Annotated in this window: 19 protein-coding genes and 2 pseudogenes; 16 read left to right on the top strand and 5 right to left on the bottom strand. The window is 44.7% G+C overall.

What is annotated here, in order from left to right:
- Window positions 1–56 precede the first annotated feature (56 nt).
- Together MHH92_RS29350 and MHH92_RS29345 are read left to right on the top strand one after the other, a co-directional pair.
- Window positions 57–1,352 carry a glycosyltransferase family 2 protein gene (locus MHH92_RS29350; RefSeq protein WP_036612238.1) on the top strand — a complete coding sequence of 432 codons (1,296 nt, stop codon included), beginning with the start codon at window positions 57–59 and terminating at the stop codon, window positions 1,350–1,352.
- Between the two features lie 146 nt (window positions 1,353–1,498).
- Entirely contained in the window at window positions 1,499–2,227 is a 729-nt protein-coding gene (locus MHH92_RS29345; RefSeq protein WP_253504252.1) for a class I SAM-dependent DNA methyltransferase, read from the top strand.
- 199 nt (window positions 2,228–2,426) lie between these two features.
- Here the strand turns inward: MHH92_RS29345 and MHH92_RS29340 are convergent.
- Window positions 2,427–3,208: pseudogene (locus tag MHH92_RS29340) on the bottom strand (ABC transporter ATP-binding protein).
- Between the two features lie 78 nt (window positions 3,209–3,286).
- A complete protein-coding gene (locus tag MHH92_RS29335; protein WP_253504248.1) occupies window positions 3,287–4,510 on the bottom strand; it encodes an MFS transporter in 1,224 nt (407 codons plus the stop codon).
- Window positions 4,511–4,627: 117 nt separating this feature from the next.
- Here MHH92_RS29335 and MHH92_RS29330 point away from each other — a divergent pair, with 117 nt between their 5' ends.
- The 9 genes from MHH92_RS29330 to MHH92_RS29290 all read left to right on the top strand — a co-directional run bounded on the left by MHH92_RS29330 (window position 4,628) and on the right by MHH92_RS29290 (window position 16,595).
- On the top strand, window positions 4,628–5,431 hold the full coding sequence (locus MHH92_RS29330; protein WP_340907477.1) for an AraC family transcriptional regulator: 804 nt from the start codon (window positions 4,628–4,630) through the stop codon (window positions 5,429–5,431).
- Window positions 5,432–5,800: 369 nt separating this feature from the next.
- Window positions 5,801–6,706 (top strand): ABC transporter permease, encoded by a 906-nt coding sequence (locus MHH92_RS29325; RefSeq protein ID WP_340907807.1) that lies wholly within the window; start codon window positions 5,801–5,803, stop codon window positions 6,704–6,706.
- Window positions 6,707–6,735: 29 nt separating this feature from the next.
- Entirely contained in the window at window positions 6,736–7,617 is an 882-nt protein-coding gene (locus tag MHH92_RS29320; RefSeq protein ID WP_036612222.1) for a carbohydrate ABC transporter permease, read from the top strand.
- A 68-nt stretch (window positions 7,618–7,685) separates the two neighbouring features.
- On the top strand, window positions 7,686–9,281 hold the full coding sequence (locus tag MHH92_RS29315; RefSeq protein ID WP_340907476.1) for an extracellular solute-binding protein: 1,596 nt from the start codon (window positions 7,686–7,688) through the stop codon (window positions 9,279–9,281).
- A 40-nt stretch (window positions 9,282–9,321) separates the two neighbouring features.
- Window positions 9,322–10,290, top strand: a complete 969-nt coding sequence (locus MHH92_RS29310; protein WP_340907475.1) for a LacI family DNA-binding transcriptional regulator — start codon at window positions 9,322–9,324, stop codon at window positions 10,288–10,290.
- Between the two features lie 84 nt (window positions 10,291–10,374).
- Window positions 10,375–11,487 carry a glycoside hydrolase family 88/105 protein gene (locus MHH92_RS29305; RefSeq protein ID WP_340907474.1) on the top strand — a complete coding sequence of 371 codons (1,113 nt, stop codon included), beginning with the start codon at window positions 10,375–10,377 and terminating at the stop codon, window positions 11,485–11,487.
- Window positions 11,484–12,548: a pectinesterase family protein gene (locus MHH92_RS29300; RefSeq protein ID WP_152682962.1), complete on the top strand. Its 1,065-nt coding sequence runs from the start codon at window positions 11,484–11,486 to the stop codon at window positions 12,546–12,548. The genes MHH92_RS29305 and MHH92_RS29300 overlap by 4 nt, the downstream gene beginning before the upstream one ends.
- A 375-nt stretch (window positions 12,549–12,923) precedes the next feature.
- On the top strand, window positions 12,924–14,495 hold the full coding sequence (locus MHH92_RS29295) for a chitinase (protein WP_253504235.1): 1,572 nt from the start codon (window positions 12,924–12,926) through the stop codon (window positions 14,493–14,495).
- Window positions 14,496–16,595, top strand: coding sequence for a glycosyl hydrolase family 18 protein (locus MHH92_RS29290; RefSeq protein ID WP_340907472.1), 2,100 nt, complete (start codon window positions 14,496–14,498; stop codon window positions 16,593–16,595).
- A gap of 169 nt (window positions 16,596–16,764) precedes the next feature.
- Here MHH92_RS29290 and MHH92_RS29285 read toward each other — a convergent pair.
- Window positions 16,765–16,970, bottom strand: a pseudogene (locus MHH92_RS29285) (IS3 family transposase); the annotation flags it as partial.
- On the bottom strand, window positions 16,931–17,212 hold the full coding sequence (locus MHH92_RS29280) for an HTH domain-containing protein (protein WP_221820007.1): 282 nt from the start codon (window positions 17,210–17,212) through the stop codon (window positions 16,931–16,933). The gene MHH92_RS29280 and the pseudogene MHH92_RS29285, both read right to left, overlap by 40 nt.
- A gap of 323 nt (window positions 17,213–17,535) precedes the next feature.
- Between MHH92_RS29280 and MHH92_RS29275 the strand changes: the two genes are divergently transcribed.
- From MHH92_RS29275 to MHH92_RS29255, 5 genes are all read left to right on the top strand, one after another.
- Entirely contained in the window at window positions 17,536–17,727 is a 192-nt protein-coding gene (locus tag MHH92_RS29275; RefSeq protein ID WP_221820006.1) for a hypothetical protein, read from the top strand.
- Window positions 17,728–17,960: 233 nt separating this feature from the next.
- The gene (locus MHH92_RS29270) at window positions 17,961–21,044 is read left to right on the top strand and encodes a type 2 lanthipeptide synthetase LanM family protein (protein ID WP_221820005.1); all 3,084 of its coding nucleotides are present in this window, start codon (window positions 17,961–17,963) and stop codon (window positions 21,042–21,044) included.
- Between the two features lie 31 nt (window positions 21,045–21,075).
- Window positions 21,076–23,217: a peptidase domain-containing ABC transporter gene (locus MHH92_RS29265; protein WP_221820004.1), complete on the top strand. Its 2,142-nt coding sequence runs from the start codon at window positions 21,076–21,078 to the stop codon at window positions 23,215–23,217.
- A 228-nt stretch (window positions 23,218–23,445) separates the two neighbouring features.
- Window positions 23,446–24,402 carry an ABC transporter ATP-binding protein gene (locus tag MHH92_RS29260; RefSeq protein WP_340907469.1) on the top strand — a complete coding sequence of 319 codons (957 nt, stop codon included), beginning with the start codon at window positions 23,446–23,448 and terminating at the stop codon, window positions 24,400–24,402.
- Window positions 24,399–25,139 carry an ABC transporter permease gene (locus MHH92_RS29255; RefSeq protein ID WP_221820002.1) on the top strand — a complete coding sequence of 247 codons (741 nt, stop codon included), beginning with the start codon at window positions 24,399–24,401 and terminating at the stop codon, window positions 25,137–25,139. The genes MHH92_RS29260 and MHH92_RS29255 overlap by 4 nt, the downstream gene beginning before the upstream one ends.
- A gap of 448 nt (window positions 25,140–25,587) precedes the next feature.
- On the opposite strand, the gene MHH92_RS29250 is transcribed toward MHH92_RS29255, so the two are convergent.
- Window positions 25,588–26,160, bottom strand: coding sequence for an undecaprenyl-diphosphatase (locus MHH92_RS29250; protein ID WP_260632680.1), 573 nt, complete (start codon window positions 26,158–26,160; stop codon window positions 25,588–25,590).
- Window positions 26,161–26,566 lie beyond the last annotated feature (406 nt).

The following is a 26,566-nucleotide window of genomic DNA, read 5'->3' as shown; positions in this document are numbered from 1 at the left end:
TGCGACTCTTCGTTTTCGAGGGAAAATTAACAGGAAATATGATCGGAGGAAATTGAATGGCTGATTTCCTGCTGTTGATGTCCATCCTCAGTATTTGGATATCCGTCACCGAGTCGATTGTCATTATGGCTGGAGCTATTCGTTTCATTAACAAACAAGAAAAAAAGGGAATTCAAATTCCTGAAAGTATGGATGATTACCCCACTGTGACTGTCATGGTGCCTGCGCATAATGAAGGGGTAGTTATCGTGTCTACCGTTGAGCATATATTGCGTCTGAACTACCCTGAGCATAAAGTTCAAGTTATTGTTATTGCAGATAATTGTACAGATAATACAGCAGAGCGCCTGAAGGAACTCAAGGCCAAGACGAGTTATGCAGATCGTGACTTTACCATTCTGGAGCGTACCGGTACAGGTGGGAAGTCGGGAGCTTTGAATGATGGCCTTGAACTGGCGTGGGGAGAATGGATATGTATCTATGACGCAGATGCGGCGCCTGAGCGGAATGCATTGATGTTTTTGACACAAAAAGCATTGGAAAACCCGGAGAAGTATGGTGCTGTATTTGGTCGAAACAAAGCTCGTAATCGGGGTCAGAATTTTCTCTCCCGTTGCATTAATCTGGAACTTGTAACGGTCCAACGTGTTCACCATACGGGGCTATGGGAGTTATTCAAACTGGGCACGATTCCTGGTACGAACTATATTATCAAGGCAGCACTGATCCGTGAGATTGGTGGATGGGACCCTGATGCGATCACGGAAGATACGGCCGTGTCGTTTGATATTCTTACTCGGGGTCAACTTATTGCATTAGCGCCACAAGCAGAGGCTTACCAGCAGGAACCTGAGCAATTATCGGTATATATGAAACAGCGCCAGCGCTGGTCCAAGGGAAATTACCAGGTTGTTATCGACAATGTGAAGCATTTATTTGACCGTACTAGCTGGAGAATTAAACTGCATGTTCTGTACTATGCTGCAAGTTATTTCTGGTTTATGATCGCTATTATTGTATCGGATATTATTTTTGTCTCGAATCTAGTGTATCAGGTTATTGCATTATTTAATCCGAATGTCATTTCTCCCTTCCAGTTCTCAGGGGATGTTTACGTGTATCTCGTAATAGCATGGGCATTAATGTACTACATTTATGTACTACAAATTAATCTCGCACTCTCAGCAGATATTGGGCAAAGCAATACGCAGAATTTTATTGTGGCCTGCCTCTCCTATTTCACATATGCCCAGTTATTTCTGGTCATATCCGTCAAAGCATTTATCTCGCTTATTGGAGATAAGCTATTCCGGAGAGAAACCAAATGGTACAAAACGCAGCGTTTTGGCTGAGAAACATCAACTTATAAATGAAGGGCTGTTTTCTGGATTCGTTCAGAAGGCAGTCTTTTTTACTATGGAAAGATTGGTTGGCATTATGTATACTTTTTCAGGCTGTACATATTGAACGTTGCATAAAGGAAACGGAGGCGTGTGGAATGGGCTACAGGGGACCTGAGTTTTACGATAATGAGGCGAACTTTGAGAAGTATATGGAACGCCGCCAGTGGCAGGAGAATGCCAATGATACGTTAGAGAAACCCGTTATGCTAGAGCTGATCGGAGACGTTGCGGGCAAGAGCATACTGGATCTTGGCTGCGGGGATGCGAGGTTTGGCGTAGAATTGCTCCGTTCTGGTCAAGAGGGTACAACTTACACGGGAGTTGAAGGTTCACTGAATATGGTGCGGGCAGCTAACGAATCGGTTAAAGGCACGAATGCACAGATTGAACAGGCATTCATGGAAGACTGGACCTATCCGGCAGGTACATACGATCTGGTTATATCCCGACTGGCTGTTCACTACATTGAGGATGTGGAGAGCCTATTCCACAAGATATATAACACGTTAAATGAAAATGGCACATTCATATTCTCGGTAGAACATCCTGTGATCACGTCTACACTGCAACCTTCCGGGACGCGAACGGATTGGGTGGTTGATCAGTATTTTGTAGAAGGATATCGTGAGCAGCAGTGGCTGGGCGGTTCTGTGAAAAAGATGCATCGTTCCATTGAATCTTACTTTATGGCATTGCAGCGGGCAGGGTTCCATGTAGAGCATTTACGTGAGTCAGCACCACAACGTGCTTATTTTGTAAACGAGGAAACCTATCTGCGCAGGCAGCGTATTCCATTGTTTCTGTTTTTAAGTGCCCGGAAGTAGATAGTGATAAAGCGTATAGATAAATAGAAGGACATAACTAAGTTATACTCATAAATTAGAAAGTTCTACACAGAAAACGGTGGATAACACTAGATATAGCAGTGAAAAGCCCAAAATCTATCCACATGTGGATAAGATGTTGGGCTTTTACTGTTATGTTTCTACACCTATGTTACGTTTGCTGTGTATAACCCCGCAATTATGAATCCGCCGCAGCTCTGACATAGACACGATCCCCGTGCCGATCAACTTCCACAGGTGCCTCGAAGAAGTTACTCAGCACTTCGGTGTTCATCAGATTGTTAGTTAATCCGCTATGGACTATTTCACCCCGGCGAAGCAGGAGGCTGTGACTAAAGACAGGCAATATTTCCTCGGTATGATGGGTGACATAGATGAGTGATGGGGTATCTGGACGCTGTGATAATTCACGGATGCTCTCCAGCAATCGCTCTCTTGAGAACAGATCCAGTCCATTGCAAGGTTCGTCCAGAATGAGTACGCGCGGATTGGCCATCAGTGCTCGGGCAATAAGAAGTTTCTGTTTCTCCCCTTGAGAACAGGTACGATATTCGCGATCCCATAGATGCTGACAGCCCAGCGTTTGCATCAATTCCTGTGCTTGTTCCAGACATCCTCCGATAGCTTGTCATACAAGCCAATGGTGGCGTGTTTGCCACTGATCACGACATACTGTGTGCGATCCGTGCCGTACAATTTCTCTTGCAGAGACGAACTGACCCAGCCGATGGATTTGCGGAGCTGCCTTAGATCCACATCCCCATATTCATGGCCTAACACGGATATCTTGCCTTCGGTCGGCCAGAGATAACCGGTGATCATGTTCAGGAGTGTTGTTTTGCCGGAGCCATTCAGGCCAAGCAACGCCCAGTGTTCACCATCCTTAACCTGCCAGCTCACATCGTTCAGCAGGGTAAGTGGTCCCCTTTTCCAAGTGACATGCTGTACATCAATAATCATGCGTTATTCCTCCCTTCTGTTATCCTCGAGTGTCCTAGATGTATTGTAGTCACAAAATCAGTGAGGTTTCAACGGTTATCACGCTGTTCTTGGTTGGTCCTTGCGCAGAAATACAGCACACACACCAAGCAGTGGCAAAAACGAACATAACTTGATAACAAACGCAATGCTGGTCACGTCAATTAAGGAACCTAACACAACCGAGCCAAGTCCAGCCATGCCAAACGATAGGCCAAAAAACAATCCGGATACCGTTCCAATATGACGAGGAAGCAATTCCTGCGCATAAACAATGATGACGCTGAAGCCGGACATCAGGATGAGTCCAATCATTCCGCATAATACCATGGACAAGACGGGTCCCGCATAAGGTAGCAACAGGGAAAACGGTGCAGTGCCTGCAATGGAGAACCAGATCATCGGTTTGCGTCCGTAGCGGTCAGCGAGTGGGCCGCCGAGCAAGGTTCCGACCATACCTGCAAATTGCAAAATAAACAGACAGATTTGTGCCTGGGAGAGAGGCAAGTCATATGCATCGGCGTAATAGAAGGCGTAGTACCCGGTCATGCCTGCAATATATACGAATTTGGAGAACAGCAGCAGGATGAGGATACCCATGGTAAAAGCGATGAATCCTCTGCTCACAGGCCGAGTTACTGGCTCTGCGCCGCTTGATTTTAGAGGCTGTTGCTGACGAATGCGAGTCTCGGCAAGCTTGTCTCTGTACCAACGACTGACAAAAGACTGAATGAAGATGCCGATCAGGGCAAAGCCCATCAGCCATAGAAAACTACGCTGCCCATGTGGCAGCAGGATGAAGGCGACCAGTAATGGAGCAATGGCCTGTCCTGTGTTGCCTCCCACCTGGAAGATCGACTGCGCCATTCCACGTCCACGGCCGGCTGCCATATGAGCCACGCGTGAGGATTCGGGGTGCAGGATGGATGAGCCTATACCAATCAATGCTGCCGCAACAAGCAGCATCCATAACTCGGAAGACAAGGCTAAGCCGAGAACACCGATCAGGGAGAATAACATGCCTCCGGGAAGCAGGATCGGCATTGGCTTGCGGTCTGACATATAACCGACCAGTGGCTGAAGGACGGATGCGGTAATATTCAGGGTGAAGGCAATCCAGCCCATCTGGGCGAAACTGAGTTGCATGGTCTGCTGGAATAACGGGAAAGCAGACGGAACAACTGTCTGCATCGCATCATTCAGCAAATGGGCGAAGCTGACTCCGGCGAGTGCCCAATTGGCGGAGGAGTTGATTTGCATTTTGCTTAAAGTGGCCTGAGCCATGGGAGATCACCTCGAATTATTTTTTTCTATGATAAAAGATGGGGGTAGATCATGTCTTTGTGAAAAGTGCTTGGAAAGTGAGCACGATTTGCTATAATGTCAGCAGGTGAGCAAACGATGGAATTAAACATGACACTAAATGGGTTGGAATTATGGAAAGCTACCGGAGGGTTTGCGAATGAGCCGCATGTACATAACGACTGGTATCAGCTAACGTTGCCGGTCAGAGGCCAATGTCATCTGGTACAGGAACGGCATGCATACCCGCTAAAAGCAGGGATAGGGATTATTGCTCATCCCCAGACTGAGCATTATTTTGAGATAGGGTCGGATTCGGCTGTCATTGTGATCAAGTTCCGTAAACCGCCATTAGGTAGTTTAGAAGGTGCGGAATTAAGTGGGGGGCGAGCTGAGTTTCGACCTACCCAGACTTTTGATCCTGCTGAGATCAGCAGTCTGTTTCGAGGCTGGAATTCCATTTTGTTAGATGATGTGCCCGAAATGCTGCAAGTGCAGGAAACAGAACTGGCGGTTGAGACGTATCTAAGACGTATGTTGACGGGGCAGGAAAATGGAAAAAGGACTGTAAATCCCGGTACATTCATTGACCCTCATCTCCAACGAGTGCTGGATTACATTCACAGTGCCTACACAGGTCCAATGGATATTGATTCGATGGCGATGGTTGCGCATCAGAGCCGGTATCATTTTATGCGTTCTTTCAAGGCTCTTACGGGAACAACACCGTATCAATATTTGCTGAATTTGCGCGTAGAAGAAGCGTCCAGGAGGCTTCGCCATACAACGGATTCAGTGACCACAATCAGTTATGAACTGGGATTTTCCAGCGTCAGTCAGTTTTACAGAGCCTTTCAGCGAGTGTATGTTATGACACCGATGGAATATCGGAATCACATTTAGATTTTAACGGGCAGTCTCGCGTATGCGAGACTGTATTTTAGTACGTTACAGCATGTCACTGATTTTTGTTGTTGCCAAACATTGAAGACTTTGCTAAGATGGGAAAAAGTTTATGTAAGCGTATACATTTAGATTAAAATTACAACGTTGTAATTATGGTTATGGCAAGTATTTAAAAGAAAGAAATACGGTGTAAGGAGGACTATTTCAAATTAGTTATCTCGTTATTACGCAGAGTGATATAGGTTGTTACAAAATGTGAATGAGATGAATAACAAATGTGTCAGTGGAATGACAGTTCCTTTTTATTCAAAAATTCAAACGTTGTAATTATGTAGCGAAGGGGAGTGTTTCACGTTGAAAAAACGCATGTCCACGCTGTTCAGCCTGATCAGACGGGATAAGTATTTGCTACTGATGTTTTCGCCTATCTTTCTGTATTACCTCATCTTCATGTACCTTCCGATGCCTGGCGTGCTGTTGGCATTTCGTAATTTTTTGCCGGGGCAGGGCATGCTCAGCGGGGAGTGGGTGGGACTGCGCTGGTTCGAACAGTTTGTGAATTCCATTTACTTCTGGCGACTGCTGCGTAACACATTTCTGCTCGCCTTCCTGCCACTCCTGTTTGGTTTCTCCATTCCGATTTTATTCGCTGTCTGCATCGTAGAGATCAAGAACCGGACATTCAAGCGATTTGCCCAGACGGTTACTTACCTTCCTCACTTCATCTCCACTGTTGTTGTAGCCGGCATGATTATTAACTTCCTGTCACCAACAGACGGTATTGTGAACACCCTCATCGCGAGTCTTGGCATGGAAAAAGTGAACTTCATGATGGATGCGAGCTGGTTCCGTACCATCTTCACAAGTTCCGACATCTGGCAGAGCTTTGGCTTCAGCTCCATCATCTACATTGCAGCCATTATGGGGATCGACCCCGAGATGTATGATTCCGGCAAAATCGACGGCGTCAACAAATTCCAGGAGCTATGGCACCTGACCCTTCCCAGTATCAAACCAACCATTGTCATTCTTCTGCTTCTGTCGCTTGGCGGCATTATGAGTGTAGGTTTCGAGAAAGTATATCTGCTCTACAACGGAGCCACCTACGAAACGGCAGATGTCTTGTCCACCTATGTATACCGGATGGGGATTGAGGGCCAGAATTACGGCTTCGCCACAGCGGTCGGCTTGTTTAACTCTATTATCACATTTGTGTTTGTCTTTGCTGCCAATTCCATGACCCGCCGCCTGACCAAGATGTCACTCTGGTAAGACTATACCCCGGACCAAAGGAGACCTGTATGCAAAAATCGAGAAGTGACCGTTTGTTCTACGGATGTGTCTACCTGCTGACCATACTGGCGGTTGTTGTCACGTTGTATCCCTTTCTGTACGTCATTAGTATTTCATTCAGCTCGGTGGATGCCATCGACAAACAAAAAGTTGTATTGTGGCCCGTTGGATTTACCCTGTCAGGTTACCAAATGGTACTGCAATACAAGGAGTTATGGGTTTCGTTCTACAACACCCTCTGGTACACCGTGGTAGGCACACTGCTGAACATTGTGGCAACATGTCTTGCGGCGTTTCCATTATCCAGACAGCAGTTTTTCTTACGTCGCAAGCTGAATTTCTTCATCGCCTTCACCATGTATTTCTCGGGTGGACTCATTCCGGTCTACATGCTGATTACCTCGCTTGGGCTGTACAACACCCGCTGGGTTATGGTGCTGCCTGTGCTGGTGATTACGTTTAACGTCATGATCTGCCGCTCAGCTTTCGAAGGCATTCCGAATGAAATTTTCGAAAGTGCCAGTATAGACGGGGCCAACGAGATGACGATGCTTTATCGTCTGGCGGTTCCGATCATTAAGCCAACACTGGCTGTGCTCACGCTGTACTACGCGGTATTCCACTGGAACAACTTTTTCACGGCCCTATTATATCTGGGCAAACAGGATATGCAGCCCTTACAGATGTTCCTGCGAAGAGTGCTGATCATGGCTTCGCCGGAAGTGATGCAGAAGATGGGCGGTACGATGACATCCGGTGCGCTGGCGGTCTCCTCCCTTCAGGTTCGTTATGTATCCATTGTGGTCAGCATTCTGCCTATTGTTACGATCTACCCGTTTATCCAACGGTACTTCGTTAAGGGGATCACCCTCGGAGCCGTGAAAGGATAGCTTTACTTACTTAAGTGTCATGTCATTCAAGGGAGTTCAAAATGGTTCATACCAAGGAGGAATGATGGATGAGATTTATAGGGGCAGGAAGAAAAAGTGTAATCGCAGCGATACTGGCAATCAGCCTGGCGGGATGTAGCGGCGGAACAGGGGCGGGAACCGATGCGGGGAGCACCCCGTCCAGTTCGGAGCCAGCCTTCAATTATACCGGAGCAGGGCCGGTGACGGATCAACCGGATGCCAAACTGTCTATTCTCGGCACCAACGCTTGGACGACCAATGTGGACTTGTCCACCGCAGCCATCGTGAAGAAAATTGAGAGCAACGCTGGTGTGACGGTGGATTGGGATCTGATTCCGCCGCAGAACTATGCGGATGCCGTCAATCCGAGGCTGGCTGCTGGTACCGGCTTGCCCGATATCGTGTACCTGCCGGATCAGGATCAGCTGATGAAGTACATTAACAGCGGTCTATTCATTCCGATTAATGAACTGGTAGAGAAATACGGCGTGAATCTCAAAAAAATATATGAAAAGTCACCTTCGGTTAAAGCCAGTTTAACAACGCCAGATGGTAAAATGTATTATATCCCACAGCAGACGTTAACCCGCAACTACATGCCGGTATTTATGGTCAATGTGCGCTGGCTTGATAAACTGGGATTAAGCGAGCCGACCACGCTGGATGAATTCACGGCGATGCTGCGCAAATTCAAGACAGATGACCCGAACGGCAACGGAAAAGCCGATGAGATTCCGCTGTCCATGGAAGCAAAATTTGTGTCAATGGCCTTTGGCCCGGCATTTGGACTTGATCTGTCCAACCAGTTCTATGCAGACGATCAGGGCAAAGTACATTTCAGCTATTATGAGTCTACCTATAAGGAGTACTTGACCTATCTAAACGGACTGTACAAGGAAGGTCTGCTTGGGGTGGATTATGCGAGTACGACGAGTGATCAGGTCACGTCGCGCATCTCTCAGGATGTGACGGGAGCAACGTTTAATTTTAGCTGGTATATGTCGATGGTCTACAGTCCGTTATTCAAGGATTACAATCCGGAAGAGCCGATCATCAAAGGCATTTTACCACTGAAAGGACCGCATGGGGATCAGTTCTATGTAGGACGTACACCAGTGAGTGGCATCTTTGGCATTACACGTGATAGTAAAAATCCGGAACTTGCTTTCCGTTTCCTGGACTATGCCGTAAGTGAGGAAGCACAGACGTATTATACGTGGGGCATCAAGGATGACACGTATACGGAAGAGAATGGCGTGAAGACATTTACGGACAAAGGCAAGGACAATGAATACATCCAGAAGCTTGGCATTGGTCCGGTGAATCTGCCGAACATCCAATCCACCGATTCTGCTGATTCCGTCGTAGCCCCTTGGCATGCGAAGATGGATAAGGAACTGGAGCCGTATGTGCGCGAACCGTTCCCGTTTGTCTATGCTCTGCCGGATGAAGCGAGTGTGGAAAGCATGGCGATGCCTGACATCACGACATATGTGGAAGAGATGAACTTTAAGTTTATTAGCGGTGACGCCAGTCTGGACCAGTTTGACAGTTATATTGAGACGTTGAAGAAGATGAATATAGAGCAGGTTATTGCGGGCAGACAGGCACAATATGATCGTTATAAATCTGCACAGAAATAGGAAATTAGGGTTTTAGGCGTATGAGAGGTGTTGATTGATTTTGATAACCATTAAAGACATTGCCAAATTGGCGGGGGTGAGCTATAGCACGGTATCGAAGGCGCTGAATGATGATCCCCGAATCAAACCGGCAACAAAGCAGAAGGTGCTTGCGGTCGCGGAGAAACATCAATATCGGAAAAATATGTTGGCTCGGCAGCTCTCCACCGGCAGGAGCAACATCATCGGTTTTGTGCTGGATGAGCTGAGCAATCCGTTATTCTCGAACATCTCCGGCCGTCTGCACACCGAGCTGAAGAAGCGGGGATATCAGATGATCCTGGTTGTGGCGGATGATGGCGTGGATGTCTTCAGCCAGCTGCGCGTGGACGGATGTATTCTGTGGGACTATGCACTGGACAATCGGGAGATGTTCTGGAAAAAGTTCGCAACACTCAACATGCCATGTTTTGTGCTGGGTACAGATGAAGCGCCGAACTCTCCTTACATCAAGATTGATCGCAAAGAAGGGCTGTTCAAAGCAGTGGAGCATCTGAAATCGCTGGGGCACAGCCGAATCGGATTCATCGGCAACTCCCAGCACGTCAAGTTGGAGGGTTACCGGGAAGCGTTGCAGCGTACGGGTCTGGCTTTTAACGAAGACCATGTGCTGCCAGCGTATTCCTCCTGGGAAGACGGGTATTTTGCCATACGTAATCATGCGTTTGGGGCGGATTCGCCAACAGCTTTTATTGGACTGAACAACCTAGTCACCCGAGGTGCGCTCCGGGCTTTGCTTGAGGCAGGTTACAGCGTTCCACGCGATATCTCGTTAATTGGGTATGATGATCTGCCGGATATGCAGTATGCCGAAGTGGCCTTGACGACGATTGGCCCGCCTCTGGATGAACTGGCCGTGCAGGCAGCAGAGTTGATTGTCTCGTTGATCCGTGATGAACAGGTCGATGTTCCGGTGGTTATTCAGCCCAAGCTGAACCTTCGCAATTCAACGGCAATGTGCCGGCAATAAGGACAGCAACCTATGAAGAGTGAAGCGGTTATCCTTTAATCATACATGTATTAGGTGAGTACAACATTCAAGGAGGAATTGCTTATGCAGGTACAGACACAGTTATCCTGGTCTGAGCGAATTGCAGCAACGATCATCCAGCAATGTGACGGGGACGGTTATCATGCGTTCCCTTCGGGACGATGGGCATACGTGGAAGGCATGACCTTGATGGCGATGGCACGAACCGGGCAGTATTATGGCAAACAAGAGTATGTTGATTTTATGAAAAAACATATGGACCTGTATATCCAGCCGGATGGCTCTATTGGCACCTATACTTTGGAAGAATATAATCTGGATCAGATTAATCAAGGGAAAAACCTGTTTGAATTACTGGATGGTGCTGAAGATCAGCGTTACGCAGAAGCAGCTCATCTCCTAGCAGCACAGCTCGCAGGGCAACCCCGCACGTCGGAGGGCGGTTTCTGGCACAAAAAAATCTATCCATTCCAGATGTGGCTGGATGGATTGTATATGTCGTCGCCTTTCCTTGCAGAGTATGCCAAGACGTTTGATCGACCTGAGCTGTGGGACGAAGTGGCACATCAGATTCTGCTGATCGAACGCCAGACCCGTGATCCGCGGACCGGGCTGCTCTATCATGGCTGGGATGAATCGAAGGAGCAGGTCTGGGCAGATTCATCGACAGGGTGCTCGCCACACTTCTGGAGCCGGGCGATGGGCTGGTATGCCATGGCGATTGTAGACAGCGTGGAGCATTTCCCCGTGAATCATCCAAAGCGCGGAACCATCATCGGCATCTTCGAACGGATGTGTCATGCTTTGGTACGCGTGCAGGAGCAGGAGAGCGGGTTATGGTTCCAGGTGCTGGATCAGGGCTTCCGCAAAGGCAACTATCTGGAAGCATCCGGATCAAGCATGTTTGTATATGCACTTGCGAAGGGTGTGCGCTTAAGGTATCTGGAGCCACATTTCAGAGCTACGGCGGAGAAGGGATGGCAAGGACTGTCCTCCAGATTGGTGGAGGAGACGGCTGACGGCGTTCGGTTAAACGGGATCTGTCATGGCGCAGGACTAAGCCTGGATCGGGATGGCTCGTACAACTACTATGTAACCGAAGCGGTTGTAAGCGATTCCTTTATGGGTGTGGCTCCGCTTCTGCTGGCAGCACTGGAAATGGAGCGACTGCCATGACGCAGCAGAGATTGCCAAATACAGCATTGGAATCATCAGCTCCCTGTCTGACTGTTGCTTCAGATGGGACAGGGGATTATGTGACGATTCAGGCCGCAGTTGATGCGCTGCCGGAGAATGGCATCGGAATCGTTCCAATTCGAGTGAAGGCTGGTGTCTATCATGAGAAGCTGCATATGGAGAAGCCGGGCATCCACCTGATTGGTGAGGGGGCGGAGCAGACGATCATTACGTATGATGATCATGCACTCAAGAAGTTCCCGGATGGTTCGCCATATCATACGTTTCATTCCTATACGGCTTTCATTGGTGCCGATGATTTCACGGCAGAGGGGATTTCCTTCGTAAATGCTGCCGGGCCGGGCAAGCAGGTTGGTCAGGCCCTGGCCGTTTATGTGGATGGAGACCGGGCGGTCTTTCGCCGCTGTCGTTTGATCGGTCACCAGGATACGATCTTCACCGGCCCGCTGCCTGAGCAGCCCATGGATCGCAGTTATTTTGGTGGGCCACGCGACGGTGCCGAGCGGCGCAAACTGCGGCAGTATTTCGAGGACTGTTACATCGAAGGTGATATCGATTTTATTTTTGGTTCGGCTACGGTGGTGTTTAAGGGCTGCGAGATCTTTACGAAGAATCGCCTGACTGAAGCGGAGGCTGCGGATGGACAAGTGAACGGTTGGATTACCGCAGCCTCTACGCCGGAGGATGTGCGTTACGGCTATGTGTTTCTGGACTGTGATCTGACCAGCAATGCTCCGCCGCAGTCGGTGTATCTGGGCAGACCGTGGCGTCATCATGCCAAAGTCTGTTTTCTGAACTGCTGGATCGGCGCTCATGTGAAGCGGGAGGGATGGCACAACTGGAACAAGACAGATGCAGAGCAGACCGTTCAGTATGCGGAATATAACAGCGCCGGGCCTGGTGCCGGATGTGCTGCTGATCGTGTGCCTTGGGCCAAAATACTGACCGAACAGGAAGCGGCCGAGTACACTGTACCTCTGATTCTGTCCGGCGTGGATGGATGGCAGCCTTTGGAAGTGAGAGGGGAGCAGCGGCAGTAAGATATGCCCTCTTCTCTGCGCAATATCTAACATAGGTTTTCGTTCAAGTCTCCTAAGGACTTGAACGAAAACCTTTTTTGTGCGCTATATTACATTTTTCGCCCCCAATAGAACTATTTTATCCCTTATCTCTTTTGCAGTTTACTGATTAAATACAGGGTGAGGATCTGTAAATTCCCTGTAAAATTTGGATGGTGTCTGCAAAAAAAGAACACGAGAGGGAAGGTCCACTTTGGTAAGGGAAGGGAGTGAAGTGACACGCAACATCAGATGGCTGAATGAGGTTGGCTCTAATCGATCACAGATCAGATGCAGGTGGACAATTGAAGTTTTGTTTGCAAGGTGAACGTATCCTTAGTACAGGAGGGATTTTGCTTGAATCAAGCTGTTCGATTCCGCCCGGTCATTACATTTGCTTTGACATTTCTTCTACTTATTTCGTGGTTTGCACCGAGAGCCGATGCCGCCGCCCAGTGGCAGGCAGGCACCGCATACAAGAAAGGAGACCTCGTAACATATCAAAATAAAGATTATGAGTGTATTCAGGCCCACACGGCGTTGACCGGATGGGAGCCCTCTGTTGTGCCCGCGTTGTGGAAATACGTCGGGGAAGGTTCGGGAGGGGAAACGCCAACGCCAGATACGGCACCACCTTCTGTTCCTGCGGGTCTGACTTCATCCTCCATCACGAACACCTCCGTGAGTCTTTCCTGGAATGCATCCACGGATAATGTGGGCGTGGCGGGGTATGAGGTGTACCGGAACGGCGTTCTTGTGACAGGTACTTCAACTACAACAGCTGTAGTCACTGGACTGACAGCTAGCACGACTTATGCTTTTACGGTAAAAGCCAAAGATGCCGCAGGCAATATATCCGCTGCGAGCACCTCCCTCAGTGTGACAACTTCCAATGGATCTTCCAATCCTGGGCCAACCGGCGGCAAATGGCTGATCGGCTACTGGCATAACTTCGACAATGGTTCAACCAATATCAGACTTCGTAACGTATCAACAGCCTATGACGTCATTAATGTCTCCTTTGCCGAACCGATTTCACATGGCAGCGGAACGCTTGCTTTTACTCCATACAATGCATCGGTAGCCGAATTCAAATCCGATATTGCCTATCTGCAAAGCCAGGGGAAAAAAGTACTGCTATCCATGGGGGGAGCCAACGGTACCATTGAGCTCACCGATGCGACCAAGAGACAGCAGTTCGAAGATTCGTTAAAATCAATCATTTCCACGTATGGTTTCAATGGTCTAGATATCGATCTGGAAGGAAGCTCCCTGTCTCTGAATGCAGGGGATACCGATTTCCGTAGTCCAACTACACCGAAAATTGTTAACCTCATCCAAGGCGTGAAAGCGGTTAAGTCACACTTCGGCGCCAATTTCATCCTGACGGCTGCGCCGGAGACGGCCTATGTACAGGGTGGATATCTGAGCTACGGCGGTCCTTGGGGAGCATACTTGCCAGTCATCCATGCCTTGCGTAATGACCTGACCCTGCTTCATGTGCAGCACTATAACACGGGCTCCATGGTGGGGCTGGATGGGCGCTCTTACGCCCAGGGAACAGCTGATTTCCATGTGGCCATGGCGGAGATGTTGCTTCAAGGCTTTCATGTAGGCGGCAGCACAGGCCCATTCTTTAGTCCCTTACGACCGGATCAGATTGCCATCGGTGTACCGGCTTCCCAGCAGGCTGCTGGAGGTGGTTATACAACGCCAGCCGAGCTGCAAAAGGCACTGAATTACCTAATCAAAGGTGTGTCATACGGCGGTTCCTATACCTTGCTCCAGCCTGCGGGCTATGCGGGGATAAAAGGGATTATGACCTGGTCAATCAACTGGGATGCATATACGAATAACCAGTTTTCGAGCGCACATCGTTCATTCCTGAATGGTTTTAGCACGCAAACGACAAAGGAGGTTGTGTATTAGATGATACATTTAAATAAACACACTGCTTTCAAGAAAACCGCAAAGTTTCTCCTGGGTCTATCCCTGCTCTTATCCGTCATTATTCCTTCCTTTGTGCTCCAACCCGCTACGGCAGCAGCTGCAGATTCTTATAAAATTGTTGGTTACTACCCGTCCTGGGCTGCGTATGGGAGAAACTATAATGTAACGGACATCGACCCAACCAAAGTCACGCATATCAACTATGCGTTTGCCGATATTTGCTGGAATGGTGTTCATGGAAATCCGGACCCTTCGGGCCCTAACCCGGTGACCTGGACGTGTCAGAATGAGAAGAGCCAGACAATCAATGTACCGAATGGAACGATTGTGCTTGGCGATCCATGGATCGATACCGGAAAGACATTTGCAGGGGATACGTGGGATCAGCCCATTGCAGGCAATATCAATCAGCTTAACAAGCTGAAACAGATCAATCCTAATCTGAAGACAATCATCTCCGTGGGAGGATGGACATGGTCCAACCGCTTCTCTGATGTAGCTGCGACTGCTGCAACGCGAGAGGTATTTGCAAACTCTGCCGTCGACTTCCTGCGGAAATACAATTTTGACGGAGTAGATCTGGACTGGGAGTATCCGGTATCAGGCGGACTTGATGGTAATAGCAAACGTCCTGAGGATAAGCAAAATTACACACTGCTTCTGAGCAAAATCCGTGAGAAGCTGGATGCTGCCGGAGCTGTGGACGGCAAGAAGTATCTGCTTACGATTGCAAGCGGTGCATCGACGACCTATGCTGCGAATACTGAGCTTGCCAATATAGCTGCCATCGTCGACTGGATTAATATTATGACATACGATTTTAACGGGGCCTGGCAAAAAGTCAGCGCGCATAACGCGCCGTTGAACTATGACCCTGCGGCTTCGGCTGCTGGGGTGCCAGATGCCAATACATTTAATGTGGCTACCGGAGCACAAGGACATTTGAATGCAGGCGTACCAGCCGCTAAACTTGTGCTTGGTGTTCCGTTCTATGGACGTGGCTGGGATGGATGCGCACAGGCGAGTAATGGCCAGTATCAGACCTGCGCGGGAGGTTCTTCCGTTGGAACATGGGAAGCAGGCTCCTTTGATTTTTATGATCTGGAGACTAACTACATTAACAAAAACGGGTACACGCGTTACTGGAATGACATTGCCAAGGTGCCATATCTCTATAATGCGACCAACAAGCGATTTATTAGCTATGACGATGCGGAGTCTATTGGATATAAAACCGCTTATATCAAAAGCAAAGGACTCGGCGGAGCGATGTTCTGGGAGCTTAGCGGTGACCGGAACAAAACACTCCAAAATAAACTGAAAGCCGATCTGCCTACTGGAGGTACAGTGCCTCCAGCAGATACGACGGCGCCAAGTGTACCCGGTAATGCCCGCTCGACAGGTGTGATGGCCAATTCGGTGACGCTGGCCTGGAATGCTTCAACGGATAATGTGGGGGTTACTGGGTATAACGTCTACAATGGTGCCAATCTTGCTGCCTCCGTCAACGGAACGACCGCAACAATCAGCGGCCTGTCCGCGGGTACTTCCTATACTTTCACGATCAAAGCAAAAGATGCGGCAGGCAATCTGTCTGCAGCCAGTAATGTTGTAAACGTGAGCACTACGACTCAACCGGGAGGTGATACGCAAGCACCAACTGCACCGACGAATCTGGCATCAACCGCGCAAACAATATCCAGCATAACGCTGAGCTGGGCGGCATCTACGGATAACGTGGGTGTAACGAGTTATGATGTGTACAACGGAGCGGCTCTGGCGACATCCGTGACGGGAACGACAGCAACGATCAGTGGGCTTGCAGCGGATACCTCGTATACATTTACGGTAAAAGCAAAGGATGCGGCGGGGAATGGTTCTGCTGCGAGCAATGCGGTGACCGTGAAAACAACAGCAGGAACGACAAATCCGGGCGTTTCCGCCTGGCAGGCGAATACAGCCTATACTGTAGGACAGCTGGTCACCTATAGCGGTAAGACGTATAAATGTTTGCAGTCCCACACATCCTTGTCTGGGTGGGAACCATCCAATGTCCCTGCATTGTGGCAGGTTCAATAGTTAAAAAATGGATTACCACATTTTGAATTGAAACGTGCAGTAGACACGAAAAACCGCCGATCTTTGATCCGGTGGTTTTTCTCTCATGTGAATGAAACACTCGCCGTAGTTAGCATCCGGCAAAAGGTAGGCTGAGGCCAACAAGCCAACACTAGGGATCTTTAGTCCAGTGGTTGTAGTAGACATATAGGCTTTAACTTCTTGTTTGGCTTCATCCCGTTTGGCGCAGTTCTTTAACGAGATTTCATCCTTAAAATGATCAAAGAACGACTCCTGCGGTGCAGTATCCCAGCAGTTCCCTCGTCTGGACATCGATTGACCAAGCCCCATACGTTTCACTGTCTTCTGAAAATCTGGATGAGTGTAGTGAGTTCCTGTTCTCCTTGTTCCTGGTAACTTGCTCTCCGTTGGTCGGCTGCGGCGTTAATCCGGGTCATGTCGATGATCTGAACATCGAATCCACAAGACTCAAAAGTTTCTCTGGGCAGCTGTCCTTGTTGATTCGATGCAATAAAGATTTGTTTGAATTCGTCCGTATACGCTATTCCCTTGGTCGATACAGATTTCACATAGAGGTTTACAGAAAGTTGCTCTACTTCGCTAAATCCTTTGCTCATTCTGAGCAATCTCGTATTCAAAGAATTTTATGTGATTGATTTTAGTTTCTTTAGGATCAGTCCTTTAATTAGCTTCATGAGGTTAAAAAATTTGAAATGTATAACTACTAAATTTCGATATAAATGTATATGAATCTCCAAATAAACTTATTATATCTAAATATTTTTAAATATATCTATTAAATCTATTTACTTCCATAAATACATATGGTAATATTGCCCATATAAGTAATTGGTACTTAAGAACCAATTGGAACACTATTATCATATTGAACAATGAATACCCTGCTGAGCAGGATGAGTTATGAAAGGAGGTGAAAACTATGAAATTGAAAAATCAAATGGAAAATACTAATGCAGCTACATATAATCCAGTAGGAAGTGTGCTATCTGAATTGACAGACACTGAGATGGATACAGTGGCTGGTGGTGCTCAGGCACAAGGCTTTACAGATGGTAATTGTGTTAAGAGCATTACGGCTGATTGTACCCCAGGATGGACATGGGTATGTTAATAAACAGCTGAAATTTAAATGTTATTGCAATCATTGGGCTAGTTGATACACGGTAGTAACAGAATGATAATGCAGTTAGGTTTGACATGGATTTTATAAGGAGGGCATTCTGCTGATATTATCGGAGCATTATAAATGATGCTGCCGAGGATACAGCTAGAAATGCCCTCTTATCCATGTAGGTATATCAATTATCTGTTTCTTCTAAATTATCGAAAGGTTGTTATTATACATTGATAAATACTAGTGAAAAGATAAAATATTGGGCAAAATTTTTCTATGATAAAGAAGAATATTTGGAAAAAAGTCTCAAAGAAGTGTCAAATTTAGAAGTCGATACTATTTCAAATATAAAAAAAATTGACTCATCATGGGAATTGAAATGGGAAAATTTGTTGCTAATTGACTCAATGGATGAATATATTCCCGCTACTCCGCCTGAATTTTGGGGATTTACTGAACGTTTCCTCTTACTTGCTATCAATAAATTGGAAGAAAACATCAGTGATTCAGATTCTCGTATTTTACATACAAGTAGTTCTTTTTTTAAAAGGCTACTTTCTTCTTTATTCGAAAGAATCATGGATTGCAGTTACAAAACTTTAATATTGGAATTGAATGTATTAAGTAATCAGGGACTTTTGAGAGGAGAAACTCCAGAACAGAGGTACCAGTACTTTGAAAATTTGCTACATGATAAAGAGTATTTAAGACAATTGGCCAATGAATACCCAGTGTTAATACGTTCATTGCTTCGTATAACTGAAAAATGGACAGCCCATGTTAGTGAAGTGTTAGATAGGTTCAAGGCTGACTATCCAAAAATTGTTTCACATATGCCTGATGTCAACCAGTTCGGTAAGCTTGTCCAGTTACATATTGGGGCAGGTGATACTCATGATGGACGAAGTGTAACGATTCTAGAGTTTACAACAGGAGGCAAATTAGTATATAAACCTCGTTCATTAAGAGTTGATAAAGAATATTACAAAATTTTGTCTTGGATGCAGCATTTTGGCGTTCCTCACACAAAAATGATAAAAAATTTAGATTGTGGAAGTTATGGCTGGACAGAGTTTGTAGAGCATTCTGAGTGCAATTCCACTGAGGAAATTAGTGGATTTTACAAAAACATGGGCGTAAATTTGGCTATAATGTATATGTTTAACGCCACAGACTTCCATTATGAGAATATTATTGCGCATGGATCTAGCCCTGTTGTAATTGATCTAGAATCCTTATTTCATAGACATATAAGTACGAAGAAATTTGAACATAACGCCAGTGGCCATGCATATGAAATTATATCTCATTCTGTGATGTCTTCTGGCATGTTACCACAGTACATTTTTAAGTCAGATACGTACTCCGGTATAGACATCAGTGGTATTTTCGGACACGGTGGAAAAAAAGTACCAAATGTACTGAATCTCACTCACAGAGGGACAGACCGAATGAGGTTAGAAAAAGGGGAGGGAGAATCTAGTAAGACCTATAATCTTCCATATTATAATAATGAAGTTGTAGATAGTTATCGTTATATTGACGACATTGAACAAGGTTTTGCTCAAGCTTACAGGATTATGATGGAAAACAAGCACAGACTGAAAGAAATGATCCGAGAGTTTGATGATGTTAGAGTTAGAGTAATCGTGCGAGATACTAGAGCGTATGGTGAATTAATGCGTACCCTATACCATCCTGACTTATTACGAGATGAATTAGATCGTAAAGTTGTTTTGCATCGATTATGGTTACAATGCTTAGCCGATCCTAAACATTTAAAATTTGTTTCCCACGAGATGCGTGATATTGAAGACGGGGATATCCCTATCTTTTACACTTCTCCGTCCGAAAGAGATGCTTGGTCATCTAATAATGAACGAATCCCTCAGTTATTTGAACAATCAGGTATAGAGGTTGTAATAAACAAAATCGATAAAATGGGCGAGAAGGACCTAAAAGAACAGTTACAGTTATTAAATATGTCTGTTTTGTCATCTAAGCCTGATCTTTATACTTATTGTTTTCCTGAAATTCAATTTATAAAATCAAACGACGTGTTAGGGTCTAATTGGAAAGACGAGTATGTCCAATTAGCTATTTCAATTGGAGAAAGTTTAGTTCAATCAGCAGTTATATCTTCAAGTCCAGCAGCTGATGATATAACATGGATTGGCTTAGTAGCCAATAGTGAGGATGAAAGAAAACTGAGACTCGTTCCTGTAGGAAATGATCTTTATAATGGGAATGGCGGAATTGCTTTATTTTTGGGTTATTTATCTGAACTAACTACAAATAACAATTATAAAGATATGGCCCGAAAAGCTTTGCAGCCGTTGATTGAAATTATGAGAAATACGTATCAATCAAATGATGTATCGTTAAACGTTGGGGTATTTGAAGTTGGTAGCATTGGTGGTGGCGTATTTACTACCTATCAATTATCACGCTTATGGAATGATGAAGATTTACTACAAACTGTTAAAGAATTTCTTCCTTATTACTGTAACCTCATTGATAAAGATACCTCATTCGATTATATCGGTGGTGCAGCTGGAGCTATTGATGTGCTTTTACATGTATATCATGGAACCGGATGGAAACAGGCGCTACAAGGTGCAGAGAAATGCGCTGAACATTTGCTTCAGAATGCTCAAACCTTGCCAGATGGTAGTATGATTTGGTTGACAACACCAAATAGTAAGCCTTATGTAGGGTATTCCCATGGCGTATCTGGAATTATTGCTTCATTATCATCGTTATATAGGGTCACTCAACATAAAAAGTACATTGAATATATTGAAAAAGGTTTACAGTATGAGCGTGCAAACTATAGTGCTGAATTGAAAAATTGGATTACTCCTAATGATACCGCAAGGGTAACATGGTGTCATGGTGCACCGGGTATATTATTATCTCGACTACGATTGTTGGAAAATGGATATTGGGATGCACATATTGATCAAGAGATTAATATTGCGCTTGAAACAACTCTTAAATTAGGCTTTGGGACAGAACCTGTCTATTGTCATGGTGATTTTGGACAATTGGAAATATTACTTTATGCTAATTCAGTTTTGGAGCGTAATGAGGATACTATCAATATAGTCAGAGCGTATCTGCTCAGACTTCTAAATGATCAACCATGGAATAACACAGGTGTCCATCGTGCATTTGATATTAAAGGATTAATGGGTGGTCTTTCGGGTATTGGATTTGGGCTATTAAAACAGGCATTTCCGGAAAGAGTTCCTAATATTTTAAACCTGGAAAATGATAAATTCTTCCCTTCCATCTCAAGGCTAACTGTGTGATCTTAAATCAAAGTAGAAGGGAGAGAATGTAATGGCTCGTCGGCGTGTACCCTATGTCGAGCAGATGCATCAGTCAGAGTGTGGACTTTGTTGCCTTGCAATGATATCTGCATACCATAAGAAAGAGATTTCATTATCTCGCCTACGTGAACGGGCAGACGTTGGACGAGATGGTACAACGCTGTTGCAACTAAAGAAAATTGCTGTGAGCTTAGGCTATGATGTAAAAGCTTATCGCATTGAACATATTGATCAATTTCAATTACAGCAAGTTTCTTTACCAGCCATTCTGCATTGGAACCAAGGTCATTTTGTAGTTTTGGAAAAGATAGATAATAATTATGCCCGTATTGTTGACCCACGTTTTGGGAGAATTAAGCTGTCATTAAAGAATTTCAGCGAGCAATTTTCTGGATTTTTAATGACAGTGGGGTTAACCGAACAAATCGACATTGAGAAAAGCCCAAATATTTGGTTAGATGTTTTAGTCCATGTAAAAGCGCATAAAAATCTGTTTGTATATGTTTTTCTTATTACACTAGCTTTGCAATTCATAGTTATAGGTATGCCTTTATTCATGAAGCATGTTATTGATGAAGTTATGATCCCTAAAAAATCCAGTTTATCTATAATGATTTTTATATCTGTAGTCAGTTTTCTACTTGCTTACATGATAATTACATTCGTGCGCAGTCGTGTTTTGGTTCGATTACACAATGCTTTGGACTATGAGATGCAGACACGCTTTTTTTCACATTTATTGAAGTTACCTTTTCCGTTCTTCTTACTGCGCTCGTATGGGGACATGCTTTTTCGAATGAATAGCTTGGTCACAATTCGAAATCAGCTGTCAGGCGCTCTGATTACAGGTATATTGGATAGCTTCATGTTATTTGTATTGTCTGGTTATATGTTGTTCATATCTCCATTGCTTGCGATGATTGTATTTTTGCTTGTGAGTATAAATATTTTGTTAGTAATTTTCACTAAACAATATGTAGCCGAGATTAATCAGCAACAAGTGGTGGCTACGACAGAAGTACAAGCAGTGCAGACAGAGATGCTGTACGGTATTATGGGTGTGAAAATATCAGGGACAGAACAACAAGTATATTCCCAATGGCTTAATAAATTCAAACATTTATTGCAAGTATACCGCCGTAAGGAAAATCTGAATAGCTACATTACAACAATTAGCAATGGATTGCAATTTATGTCACCACTCGTTGTGCTAAGTATCGGCGTTATGTTAATTACAGGGGAATACAGTTCTATGACTGTTGGTATGGTTGTCTCATTTCAAGCGATTGCGACTCTTCTTTTTACTACATCATCAAGCCTCATGAATACGATAAATTCATATATTCTTACGACTACTATTTTGAAACGAATTCATGACGTGTTGGAAGCTCCACCTGAGCAGAATGAAGGTAAACTGCAATTAAAAGTACTAGGTGACATCAGACTATCACATGTTAGCTATTCCTATTCAAAGTATAGTCCGATCGTTATAAATGACATTTCATTACACATCAAATTAGGACAGAAGATAGCCATTATTGGACAATCTGGCTCTGGAAAATCAACTTTAGCTCATTTGATAATTGGGTTATTTGCCCCGATATCCGGTGAGGTATACTATGATGGTTATGGAACATCGGATTTGGACATGCAATACGTACGTAAACAGATGGGGATAGTGCCGCAGGATATATCATTATTCAATCGTAGTGTTTTTGATAATATTGTCATGCACCAGGATGGTGTAACTATGAATGAAGTAGTGCGGGCAGCAAAAGCAGCAAATATTCACGATGAAATTATGTCGATGCCGATGCAATATCAGACAGTTTTAGCTGAAATGGGTAGAAATATTTCAGGAGGACAACGACAAAGAATCGCCTTAGCCAAGGCAATTTTAAATAACCCATCAATACTTGTATTAGATGAAGCAACGAGTGCATTGGATCATATAACTGAGGCTCGAGTAGATGCATATTTATCAAGTATTAAATGCACACGAATTGTGATTGCCCATCGGTTATCGACCGTTATGAACAGTGACATGATTATTGTCTTGGAGAATGGAAGGGTTTGTGATGTAGGAAATCACAATCAGTTGTTACATACTTCAAGCTATTATCAATATTACTATCAAGAAATGAGTTCATAACTGTTTTTATATGGCGGGTTTTCAATCAAGTAGATGTGAGGATCTCATGGACTTATTCTCCTGTGTGAATGTAGTTGTTTGTGACTTTATTCTACACGGATTAGACCATGGGCTCTTTTTATTTTCTAGATAAGATGCTGTAAAGTATATTACAATCTGTAATATAAAGGATTTTCTTGTTGAATTAAACAAAATTGAGTTGCACAGATACATTGAGGAGGGAGACATTTGAAAACGATATTATCGGTAAAACACCTAACGAAAGAAATTAAGGGCAAGTTGATTGTACAAGACATATCGTTTGATGTGGCAGCAGGGGAGATTATCGGACTACTTGGTGCCAATGGAGCGGGCAAGACAACCACGATGAAGATGATGGTTGGTCTAAGCAAAGTAAGTGCCGGGGACATTCATATCGCAGGTTATAGCATTAAGACTAATTTCTCTAAAGCCCTCCCTAATGTGGGGGCCGTGATTGAAGCCCCTGCATTCTATCCATATTTAAGCGGATATGAAAATCTACGCCAATATCAGCGGTTGCACAGAAATGCAAGTAAAGAGTGGCTGTCAGAGGTGGCTAGCCTGGTCGGGATAGAATATGCGCTTAAGCAGCGAGTAGGCACATACTCCATGGGAATGAAGCAAAGACTGGGTATAGCACAAGCACTACTACGTAAGCCAAAGTTGCTAGTTTTGGATGAGCCAATGAATGCACTCGATCCTGCTGGTGTGCGGGAAACACGAAACTACTTAAATCGAATAGCTGCCGACTTGGGAGTAGCAATTGTAATCTCTAGCCATCAACTATCAGAGATCGAGCAGATGGCGCGCAGAGTGATCATTATACAGCATGGTCGTTTAGTGACAGAACAGCAAATTGGTAAGGGTATAAATGATGACTTCTTCTGTATTACTCTTCATATTGATAACATTGAGCGAACAAGAGAAGTTATGGCCAACTTGTATAGGCATGATCAAAATGCATTGGAATATAAGCAATTGGATAAATTATCCAACCACCTGTATACTATTACAATAGCTATTGATGAAGGTCAAGTTCCAAAGCTCATCCGAACATTATGTGATGCTAATGTGAACGTTCATCGGGTGTTCCAGGCACATACCAGTTTAGAGGATAAGTTTTTAGAATGGACAACTGTGCAAGATGGGGGTGAGTTAAGTTGATATGGAATGAATGTTTGAAGATAGTGAATAAAAAAGTCTTTATTTTTTCACACCTTGGTTTTATTGTGATGACGTTACTGTTGTCTTCGTCGTACATCAGTGGTCTTGAGGCTGATGTTACAGTGGCTCAAATGGTAGGTTCTTTGCTTAGTTTATCGGGAATGCTTGTTATTTTACCTTGGGCGATAGTTATGTCCCCTCTTATTTGGACGGATGAGTATCATTATGGTACTCTGAAACAGCTATTTCTGCATACTTCTTCGCGCTTACGGTTGTATTTTGCCAAAATTGTTGCGATGATCTTGCTCATCAGTTCGGGTGTTTTTAGTATATTCCTGATTTCTTTGGTATTAAATCTCTTAGCAGTTCCACAAAACATTCAATGGGGGGACATGACAGTTGTTATATACATTATCGGAGCTCTCGTATTGCAATGCTGCCTATATGCAAGCTTAGCGTCATTTATAGGCGTATGGACGAGATCAGCTGCTTTCGGGGTAGGCGGAAGCTTAGTGTTATACTTTTTTCAGTTAATATTTGAAAATAGCCTTTTATCCATATCATGGACGCACATTCTATTCATTCATCACGATGATTTAAGTGTCTACTGGAGCACATCACAACATAAATCAGAATTAGTTGGCTTACCTATATCGTTAATGATAGACATCATCTATATTATATTTTTCTTTGCAATTGGATTATGGTTCTTCGTTAAGGAGAGAGGGGCAGAATAAATATCATTCGGAGCTTAAGGGCTGTAGGATGACTTGAAGCCTTGTGGCTATGATAGCCAACATAACTAGGCTTTTTTTTGTACTTTACGCTGAAAGGAACAATCATTCGGCAAAATAAAGGGATCAAAATCATAAATCCACTTATTAAAGACTCGTAAAAAAAGCAGTAGCCAATCTAGGAACCAAGAAGTTCTAGACCTGCTACCGCTTTTTATTGTGCGCTACAAACCACTAAAGATAATACCTGCTTATTTCTCCTTGGTTGGTTTGGCCTGAATAACAAGAAGAAATACCATATAATTGGCTTTGTGCTGCGTTCCTTAGTGTACGGAAATCGGTGAGTTTACTGGATTTAATTACACAGTGTACGTTTTGCGCATTTTTGTTTAAGACCAGATACATAGCAATTGTTTCGACATATCGTAACAAACCTGGTACTGGCGGGAATTTACATACTACCAGACTTACGTTGGACAGGTAATACGCGCTGTTCCATTTTTTCATATAAAGCCAGAAACCGCCTGATAATCCCAAGCTTTGGTGCCAACCAATAGATGAACAAAGCTGAAATGATGCCAATCAACGCTCCCACTGCGATATCTATTGGATAATGAACTCCAACCCAAACGCGGGAGACAGCACCACAACAAGCAAGCGCCAGCCAGAGCCACCCACCCTTTCTCCGGACAAGCCAGAAGGAGACAGAGATGGAAAAAAACAAAATCGTATGATCGCTCGGAAAAGAATTATCTATATCATGGTTTAGGAGTTTGTTGACATTTGGCAATACCGCGAACGGCTGATAATGCTCATAAAACTTGCCTACCAATTTACCGATGATCTCTGCCAGAACAAAAGCAAGCCCTGCCTGGATAACCATCATCCGATTCCGGCTGCTGCGGGTGAACCAATAAACAAGCATTGTTAACGCTAGTACATACAGCATATATTCCGCCACAAATACAGCAGCTGGATTCAGAAAAGTAAACTGTTTGCCCAGATCATTAATCGTCCGGAACATATCAATATCCCATTGAAACAAAATCCCACCTCCACCTGAATTTCCAACTTACAATGGAGAACTCCAACCAGCCTACCTCAGTGATTATCCATTTTTTTGAAGTAGGCAATTGTTGCCACTAGTCCTAACGGCAGCAGCATAAAGAGACACATAGGAGTAGAACGAAGGGTATGCAGGAACTCCGCAATCAAATGCACGACTGACTATGGAAAAATCGCTTTATAGTCATAGTTTGCGATACTATATTCGCCATCTCAAACACAACTGTAAAAATAATGGTTTACACGCAGTTAGTTTTTTTGCGCATGTTGTAATAAACATCGTCGGGGCCGACAATAGAAACAGCTAACTTCACCCAACATAATACCGATTCTTAGCTGTTAGATGACGCCACATGACGTAATCC

It is taken from the genome of Paenibacillus sp. FSL M7-1414 (genome assembly GCF_038003195.1).
GTDB lineage: Bacteria > Bacillota > Bacilli > Paenibacillales > Paenibacillaceae > Paenibacillus > Paenibacillus amylolyticus.
Note: the sequence above shows the minus strand (reverse complement) of the source record. Positions and strands in the feature narration are given on the sequence as shown.

Bases quoted from the DNA above. Each gene is read 5' to 3' on its own strand.
- MHH92_RS29335 (WP_253504248.1), bottom strand. From the start codon at position 4,510: ATGGCTCAGGCCACTTTAAGCAAAATGCAAATCAACTCCTCCGCCAAT.
- MHH92_RS29290 (WP_340907472.1), top strand. From the start codon at position 14,496: ATGATACATTTAAATAAACACACTGCTTTCAAGAAAACCGCAAAGTTT.
- MHH92_RS29350 (WP_036612238.1), top strand. From the start codon at position 57: ATGGCTGATTTCCTGCTGTTGATGTCCATCCTCAGTATTTGGATATCC.
- MHH92_RS29275 (WP_221820006.1), top strand. From the start codon at position 17,536: ATGAAATTGAAAAATCAAATGGAAAATACTAATGCAGCTACATATAAT.
- MHH92_RS29280 (WP_221820007.1), bottom strand. From the start codon at position 17,212: ATGAGCAAAGGATTTAGCGAAGTAGAGCAACTTTCTGTAAACCTCTAT.
- MHH92_RS29330 (WP_340907477.1), top strand. From the start codon at position 4,628: ATGGAATTAAACATGACACTAAATGGGTTGGAATTATGGAAAGCTACC.
- MHH92_RS29315 (WP_340907476.1), top strand. From the start codon at position 7,686: ATGAGATTTATAGGGGCAGGAAGAAAAAGTGTAATCGCAGCGATACTG.
- MHH92_RS29250 (WP_260632680.1), bottom strand. From the start codon at position 26,160: ATGTTCCGGACGATTAATGATCTGGGCAAACAGTTTACTTTTCTGAAT.
- MHH92_RS29325 (WP_340907807.1), top strand. From the start codon at position 5,801: ATGTCCACGCTGTTCAGCCTGATCAGACGGGATAAGTATTTGCTACTG.
- MHH92_RS29300 (WP_152682962.1), top strand. From the start codon at position 11,484: ATGACGCAGCAGAGATTGCCAAATACAGCATTGGAATCATCAGCTCCC.
- MHH92_RS29265 (WP_221820004.1), top strand. From the start codon at position 21,076: ATGGCTCGTCGGCGTGTACCCTATGTCGAGCAGATGCATCAGTCAGAG.
- MHH92_RS29305 (WP_340907474.1), top strand. From the start codon at position 10,375: ATGCAGGTACAGACACAGTTATCCTGGTCTGAGCGAATTGCAGCAACG.
- MHH92_RS29320 (WP_036612222.1), top strand. From the start codon at position 6,736: ATGCAAAAATCGAGAAGTGACCGTTTGTTCTACGGATGTGTCTACCTG.
- MHH92_RS29345 (WP_253504252.1), top strand. From the start codon at position 1,499: ATGGGCTACAGGGGACCTGAGTTTTACGATAATGAGGCGAACTTTGAG.